This window comes from Ahrensia marina (assembly GCF_001293565.1).
Taxonomy (GTDB): domain Bacteria; phylum Pseudomonadota; class Alphaproteobacteria; order Rhizobiales; family Rhizobiaceae; genus Ahrensia; species Ahrensia marina.
The window spans coordinates 286966-294276 of sequence record NZ_JXMU01000002.1; the positions used below are offsets into that span (position 1 = coordinate 286966).

Here is a 7311-nt window from a genome sequence, read left to right on the forward strand (position 1 = left end):
TTATGTCTTATAAAAACTCTATACTTCTCGGTACAATTGGCGGCTATCGTGACCGTTTCCACCAATATCAGGTGGATCGTAGCTTTGAAGAGCGTTTGTCTATCGCCAAATCCATTCCGCGCACGCATGGCGTTGAGCCAGTGTACCCGCAAGATTTGGGGCATGATGGCTCCGGCGTAAAAGTGTTGAAAGAAAGCGGTCTGGCTGTCTCAGCCGTCAATGTGAATGTTAAAACCGAAGATAAATTTCGCGATGGCTCGTTCACAAATCCTGATGCCGCGATTCGCGAAGAAGCGACGCAATATGTAATGACAGCGATGGATCTGGCAGCAGAGCTGGGCGCTGAAATGGTGACCGTCTGTCCTCTGATCGACGGTTGGGACTATGCGTTCCAAGTAGACCATATCAAACAATGGCGCTGGATGATTGAGTGTTTTGCAAAAGCCACAGCCCACCGCGACGATATTAAAGTTTGTATCGAGTATAAGGCGTATGAATCCAAGAACCACATTATTCTTCCGTCAATGGGGCGCACCTTGCACTTCTGTGACCGCGTCGGCGCGAAAAATCTTGGTGTGACGATGGATGTCGGGCATGCGTTGATTGCGGGTGAAAGCCCGGGCTCTGAAATTGCCGTTGCCAACGAAGCGGGCCGTCTTTTCTATATCCATTTTAATGACAATGATCGCGGCGCTGACTGGGATATGCTGCCGGCATCGGTTCATCTTTGGGAGACGCTCGAGACGCTGCATTATATGCGTGAAATCGGTTATGACGGTTGGGTCGCCTATGATGTCTTCACCCGTTCCGGTGATAATGCTGAGGCTATTGCTTCGACATTTGAGATTATGGAAGACTTGGATTCTCTTCTCGATAAAATTGGCAAGGACAAGCTCCAACAGCTTATCAAAGGCGGTCGTCCTCAGAGCACTTATCGCGACCTGATCAAGGCTCTATTATGAAGATAGGACTAGGAACTTATTGTTTCCGTTGGTCAATCGGGCACAAGGATCGTGTGCCCGAAAAACCAATGACGGCAATGGAGATTTTGGATTTTGCCATTGCAGAAGGTTGCGCTGTTGTACAATACGCGGACAATTTGCCTTTGGATAAATTGTCATGTGAAGAAATAGATGCGCTGGCCAAAAAAGCGCGCCAGAACAATGTCGTTCTGGAATTAGGCACCCAGTCTTTTAATGCAAGTCAGGTGCGTGTCTATCTTGATATTGCCAAACGCATTGATGCCCCGATTTTGCGTATAGCTCTGGATGGTGAGGATGCAGCTACATCGATTGAAGATCTGGCCGCTGCCTTTAAGCCACTGCTCGTAATCGCGCGTGAGATTGGGTGCAAGATCGCGATCGAAAACCACTTTAACTATCCGTCACAGCAGATGGTGACATTGCTTGAAGCCGTCAATGACGATCATCTGGGTGTCTGTCTCGATGTTGCAAACTCAATTTGTGCAAAAGAATGGCCGGAAGAAACAATCAAGCTTCTTGCGCCTTTCACAATCAATCTTCACTTGAAGGATTACGACATTATCCCGGATTTTTACGGTGCCGGATTTACCATCTCCGGGCGTCCGCTCGGTCAGGGCAGAACAGATATCGATTTTACGTTGAACGCACTAAAGGCGCAGCCCAAGGATATGAGCCTGATTGTAGAGCATTGGCTGCCCTATGAAGGGACACCCGGTGAAATCTATCAGCGGGAAATCGATTGGACACGCGAAAATCTAAGAGTTGCGCGAGAAGTGACCGCTTGACGAAGCACTTTTGCTCGAACTGATACTGACGGCCTCGGCAAGATGGTCAAATGTTACCTCGGACATCGTCATATGGACTCTAATTGTCTGGATAGGTTCACCTGTTCTCATAATTCCTATGACAGTTTCGATGTCCGGACAGCCTTCATCGCGGCAAGCCAATTCAGCAACGGTTAATGGCGTGTCGGGCGGTAGTTCAAGTAATTGACGAACCCAAGCTTTAATCTCCGTCGATTTGGCCAATAGACGGTTCGTTTTAGGCGCAAGGGGATTATTAATCTTGCTCATTCTTTCCCCGCTCATTGAACGCACTAATGAACAAATTGTCGTTTTTTGTTTCGCTTATGGCATTACTATGTGACATCATAACTCTTCCCGACGTTTGCTTTTGAAAAGGAAAAGGAGCCGCAAAATACATTGTTTGCACGCCTGGCAAAGATTAATCTGCTCTCTCTTGCGTGATGCTGCGGCTCCACCAATGATTGCTGAAAACAAGTCATGCACCGGCTTCGGGTCGATCTCATTGGTGATAAATACAAAGCGTGTTCGCCGGTCGTGATCCGGCCAGGCAGCCAGTCGAACAGGATCGGAAATACAGTGTTGGACAGCATGCACGAGCCGCGGATGTTCGGTGTCTTCGGTCACGCCGATAATGCCTTTCATGCGAAGGAGTTTCGGGCCGGCTGCGGTTTGTAGAGTGGACATGAATTCTGTGAAACGTTTCTCGGGTATCGGTTCATCATGAATAATGCTGAAAGTGCGGATGCCTGATGCGTGCCTCGAATGGGTACTATCTTTGCTATGCGAATTTGCGTTTTCCTGCATTGCTTGCGTAGCCAGAACATCTTCAAGCGCAAGCCAGCCTTCAACATCTTCTCTACGATCGCTCACTGAGTAAGTACGCGGCGAAAATAGTTCAGAGATCTTGGTCTTTTGACGATCGACAATTGCTGCGCTCGGATTAATTGCCTTAAGCGTTTGAGGAAGGACAGCAATGTCTGAGAGCGTTGCAGGATCCTTTGCCAAATCTGTTTTGGTCAGAATAATGCGATCTGCGAAGGCAACTTGCTTAAGCGCCTCAAAGTGTCGCTCAATTGATATTTCACCATTAATGATATCGTATAACGTAACAAATCCGGATAGCTGAAATGCCTGATTTACTGTTGAATCTGACAGGGAAAGATTGTCGGTTTTCTTGACCATCAATGCATTGATCAGAGGGGCAGGGTCTCCCAAACCGCTCATTTCGACGATCACACGCGAGAACCTTGGTGTCAGTCCGCTTTGTGCTGCGCTGTACATATCGAACAGCGTGGTTCTTAAATCAGTGGTGCCGGTGCAGCACATACACCGTGTTGAAACCTGACTGATCGTTGTCTTGCCTTGCCGGACAAGTAGGTGGTCAATGGCAACATCTCCAAACTCGTTAATGATGACCGCTGTATCGCTAAATGACGGATCTACGAGAAGCTCATTGAGCAGTGTTGATTTTCCAGCCCCTAAAAAACCGCTTAAAAAGAAAACAGGAATTCGATCAGATATAGGCATTAGGTTCAATCTGTCTGGCATGCAGGGCACAACCCGCGTAATTCGACAGTACTTTTGTTTAAAGCAAATTTTTCTGAAGCGGCAATTTTGTTGATATTCTTTGCAAGTGCAGCATCCGTGATTTCATTGACCTTGTCGCAAGCTTCGCAGATCATAAAAATGATTGTCTTGTTTGAATCACAATTCGGGTGCCGACATGCAACAAATGCATTGAGACTCTCCAAGCGGTGGACAAGGCCATATTCTACCAGCTTGTCCAAGGCGCGATAGACTTGTAGCGGTGCGCGCATGCCATTGTCGCGCAATTGATCCAGTATTGTGTAGGCACTGAGTGGGCCCTCGGAACTCGAAAGGGCGTCCATGACCAGTGATTGATTTTTCGTCAAATCTGAATGTGTGTGGCTATGGGCACTCATGGCAATGGCCCCTGTTTCTCATTATGCTTTTGCTGCACGCTATCGCCAGCTCGCACCGGTTTTGGGCCAAAGGCTGGTAAAAGCGATATAATAAATAAAGCCAATGCGGCAACGACAATACTCGGACCTGCCGGCGTATCCCATTCCAATGAACCGAAAAGACCGCTGATAACGGCAACACAGCCAACAATTGCAGACAAAACCGCCATCTGCTCAGGACCGGAAGAAAACCGGCGTGCTGTGGCAGCCGGTATGATGAGCATTGCAGTAATCAAAAGCACGCCAACTATTTTCATAGATATTGCAATTACAGCAGACATGAGCAGCATGAAAGCAAGATTTGAGCGCCCCGGATTCATGCCTTCAGCTTCAGCCAGTTCCGTGTTGACTGTTGCAGCAAATAGAGGCCGCCAAATAATAACCAGCAGCGCCAAAACGACTGCACCGCCTATCCAAATAAACGCAATGTCCAGCTTTGAAACAGCAAGAATGTCGCCGAAAAGAAAGCCCATTAAATCAATGCGGATCCAAGTCATAAATGCCAGAGCGACCAGCCCGAGTGCAAGAGAAGAGTGCGCTAGCAACCCTAAAAGAGCATCCGATGAAAGAGTCCCTTTTTTCTGTAGCAATAGTAATGCGACTGAAACGCAAACAGATATCCCGAATACAGCAAGAGTGATGTTAATCTCGAATAGAAATGCAAGAGCAACACCTAACAAAGCCGCGTGCGAGAGCGTGTCGCCAAAATAGGCCAACCTGCGCCAAACGATAAAACAGCCCAACGGTCCGGCGACAAGTGCAACGCCAATACCTGCAATAATTGCCCGTGAAAAAAAATCGTCAAACATCAGAGCTGCTTTCATCTTTGTGACAACTGTCTGTAATTGTGCCATCGGAATGTTTCACGCGGCCATCAGGAAGATGGGTGTGGTCATGATGATGTTCGTACACAGCGAGTGTCGGCGCTGCCCTGCCGCCGAATAATGCTTTATATTCTGGGCTGGAAGCCACCGTTTTCGGTGGGCCGGAGCAGCACACATGGCCGTTTAAACAGATCACACGGTCAGTTGCTGCCATAACGACATGAAGGTCGTGCGAAATCAGCAAAATGCCGCATCTCAGCTCGTCCCTTATGCGTTTTATCAAATCGTAAAGTGCGATCTCTCCTGTAAAATCGACGCCCTGAACAGGTTCATCAAGCACAAGAAGGTCCGGTTTCCTTGCAACGGCGCGGGCCAACATCACACGTTGAAATTCGCCGCCGGACAATGTGCGTACTTCCGCATTTTCCAGATGTTCAATGCCAGTTGAGATCATCGCGTTTTTCGCGTCACTTGCGCTCACATGTTCGGTTAACCGCATGAAACGCCGAACGGTCAGCGGTAAAGTCCAGTCAATGGCGAGTTTTTGAGGCACATATGCGACTTTAAGACCGTCGCGGCGTTTAACATCGCCGGCATCCGGCTTGATAATGCCCAGTGCCATTTTAGCCGTGGTGGATTTTCCCGAGCCGTTCGGGCCAATCAAGGTTACAATTTCAGAAGGCGAAATGGAAAAATTCACGTCCCTCACAAGCCAGCGGTCGGCTCGAAATACCCCCGCATTGGTCAGCGTGGCGAGTGTTTCGGATTTCTGAAGCATGGTTCGTTAAACGTCTTATTCAGTTGGCTGTAGTGGTTGCATCGGGTTATCGCACACGTTATAAGGTAACGCAATCTTGTAATGAGATAACATCACCTATTCGCATTATTCTGGAGTTTATCATGATCCGCCCCAAGGCACTTTTCCTTGCTTCCACATTATTGGCCAGTACCACCGTTTTTGCCAATGCGGAAGTAAATGTCGTTGCTTCTATTAAGCCCGTCCATTCACTTGTCGCTGCCGTTATGGAAGGTGTTGGAGAGCCGGGTCTTATTGTCGAAGGTGCCGGTTCACCGCATACATTCGCACTGAAACCTTCTCAGGCTAAAATGCTGGAAGCTGCGGATGTGGTGTTCTGGGTCGGGCACGATTTGGAAGCCTTCCTGGAAAAACCTCTGGAAACTGTCGGTGCAAATGCCACGTCTGTCGAATTGATCGACTCTCATGGGCTCGTCAAGCTAGGTTTCCGTGAAGGCGGTGCTTTCGAGGCGCATAGTCATGGTGAAGAAGATGGCCATGATGATCATTCCGATGAAGCGCACGATGATCATGATCACGACAAAGATCATAAACATGATGAAACCGCAGAGCACGATCATAGCCATGATCATGAAGAGCATAACGACCATGGTGAGCACGATCATGACAAACTTGACGAGCATGCTGGTCATGAAGAAGGGCATGACGAACATGCGCATGAAGGTCATAACCATGGAGAGTTTGATGCTCATATCTGGCTTGATCCGGAAAACGCAAAAGCGATTGTCCATGAGATCGAGGAAGCGCTTGTGAAAGCCGATCCGGAAAATGCTGATGCCTATGAAGCCAATGCAGAAGAGATCGCTGGCAAGCTTGATGTTTTAATTTCCGAAGTGTCAGCAGAACTGGAACCCGTAAAAGAGAAAGGCTTTGTCGTTTTCCATGATGCCTATCATTACTTCGAGAAGCGCTTCGGATTAGCTGCTTCCGGATCAATTACCATCTCCCCTGAAGTAATGCCCGGCGCGGAACGTATTACAGAAATTCGTGCCCGTGTAGAAGAACTGGGTGCCGCATGTGTATTTGCCGAGCCGCAGTTTGAGCCTAAGCTTGTTGCGACAGTGACCGAGGGCACTGAAGCTAAGTCAGGTGTTCTTGATCCTTTGGGTGCTGACCTTGAAGATGGATCTGAGCTTTACTTTACGCTCATTCGCAACATGGCAAGCTCAATCAAAACCTGTTTGACTGAAGCCAGTTAACACTACGCGTTTTCAATAAACATACGGGCCGTTTATGTCGCCCGTATACTTTCCAACTTATCGGCGCAGTTGGTTAGGAATGCTTTTTGGCGGACGTGAAAAGCGATACAACCAGTAATAATATACCTATTGCTCCCACCAGAAAACTCAGCGGTAGAAAGAAGCTTTCCTGAAGCACACCATCGGCATCAATGCCACCGTAAAACACTTTCTCAGCAAGCCAAAATAGAACAGCGATTATGATGGCAGAAATGCCGATCAGACGAATTTTTGATGTCATTTATTTAGCCTCGTTGGTTATTTAAGCTGCGCGTGCTCTGTCCTTTAAAATAAATGGATTTCAGGTAAGTAGAATATTCAATTAATCGAACATTAAGCAAAACCGGCGCTTTGGCTCTTTATAGAATGAAATAAGGCGAAATTACTGGTATTGAAGTATTGGCTATTTTGCTTGGCATGATAAGCACTTAGCGAAGGGCGCTTTAATATTTTCAAGTAATATGACGTCTTGTGCTTGCAATAGCTCAGTTGAGGCGTAAGCTATGCGTAGAATTGAATGAATTATCGTATGTATTTGGTATGAAGATAAATATCTACTTGAATATTTGGCGTTAAATTAGCGTTTAATTTCTGACCTTTATGATTAGAGGTTGTAGGAGGAAAAGATGTCAGGATTTCTCTCTACGGCAAACGGCGGCAA

9 protein-coding genes are annotated in these 7311 nt (G+C 47.5%); 3 read left to right on the forward strand and 6 right to left on the reverse strand.

What is annotated here, in order from left to right; genetic code table 11:
- Positions 1-2: 2 nt before the first annotated feature.
- Both SU32_RS02835 and SU32_RS02840 read left to right on the forward strand, forming a co-directional pair.
- Positions 3-962 carry a sugar phosphate isomerase/epimerase family protein gene (locus SU32_RS02835; RefSeq protein WP_053997804.1) on the forward strand — a complete coding sequence of 320 codons (960 nt, stop codon included), beginning with the start codon at positions 3-5 and terminating at the stop codon, positions 960-962.
- On the forward strand, positions 959-1768 hold the full coding sequence (locus tag SU32_RS02840) for a sugar phosphate isomerase/epimerase family protein (RefSeq protein WP_053997805.1): 810 nt from the start codon (positions 959-961) through the stop codon (positions 1766-1768). The genes SU32_RS02835 and SU32_RS02840 overlap by 4 nt, the downstream gene beginning before the upstream one ends.
- On the opposite strand, the gene SU32_RS17055 is transcribed toward SU32_RS02840, so the two are convergent.
- From SU32_RS17055 to SU32_RS02860, 5 genes are all read right to left on the reverse strand, one after another.
- Positions 1739-2056, reverse strand: a complete 318-nt coding sequence (locus SU32_RS17055; protein WP_201454858.1) for a nitrate reductase — start codon at positions 2054-2056, stop codon at positions 1739-1741. The two genes, SU32_RS02840 and SU32_RS17055, sit on opposite strands and share 30 nt — an antisense overlap.
- A 75-nt stretch (positions 2057-2131) precedes the next feature.
- Positions 2132-3316, reverse strand: a complete 1185-nt coding sequence (locus tag SU32_RS02845; RefSeq protein WP_053997806.1) for a CobW family GTP-binding protein — start codon at positions 3314-3316, stop codon at positions 2132-2134.
- Positions 3317-3321: 5 nt separating this feature from the next.
- Complete coding sequence (locus SU32_RS02850) at positions 3322-3732, reverse strand: Fur family transcriptional regulator (RefSeq protein WP_053997807.1); 411 nt, start codon at positions 3730-3732, stop codon at positions 3322-3324.
- Entirely contained in the window at positions 3729-4580 is an 852-nt protein-coding gene (locus SU32_RS02855) for a metal ABC transporter permease (protein ID WP_053997836.1), read from the reverse strand. Before SU32_RS02855 ends, SU32_RS02850 begins: the two co-directional genes overlap by 4 nt.
- The gene (locus SU32_RS02860; RefSeq protein ID WP_053997808.1) at positions 4573-5373 is read right to left on the reverse strand and encodes an ATP-binding cassette domain-containing protein; all 801 of its coding nucleotides are present in this window, start codon (positions 5371-5373) and stop codon (positions 4573-4575) included. The genes SU32_RS02855 and SU32_RS02860 overlap by 8 nt, the downstream gene beginning before the upstream one ends.
- A gap of 122 nt (positions 5374-5495) precedes the next feature.
- Here SU32_RS02860 and SU32_RS02865 point away from each other — a divergent pair, with 122 nt between their 5' ends.
- Positions 5496-6611: a zinc ABC transporter substrate-binding protein gene (locus SU32_RS02865; RefSeq protein ID WP_053997809.1), complete on the forward strand. Its 1116-nt coding sequence runs from the start codon at positions 5496-5498 to the stop codon at positions 6609-6611.
- 73 nt (positions 6612-6684) lie between these two features.
- Here the strand turns inward: SU32_RS02865 and SU32_RS02870 are convergent, their stop codons facing one another.
- A complete protein-coding gene (locus SU32_RS02870; RefSeq protein WP_053997810.1) occupies positions 6685-6891 on the reverse strand; it encodes a DUF3955 domain-containing protein in 207 nt (68 codons plus the stop codon).
- Positions 6892-7311: the final 420 nt, after the last annotated feature.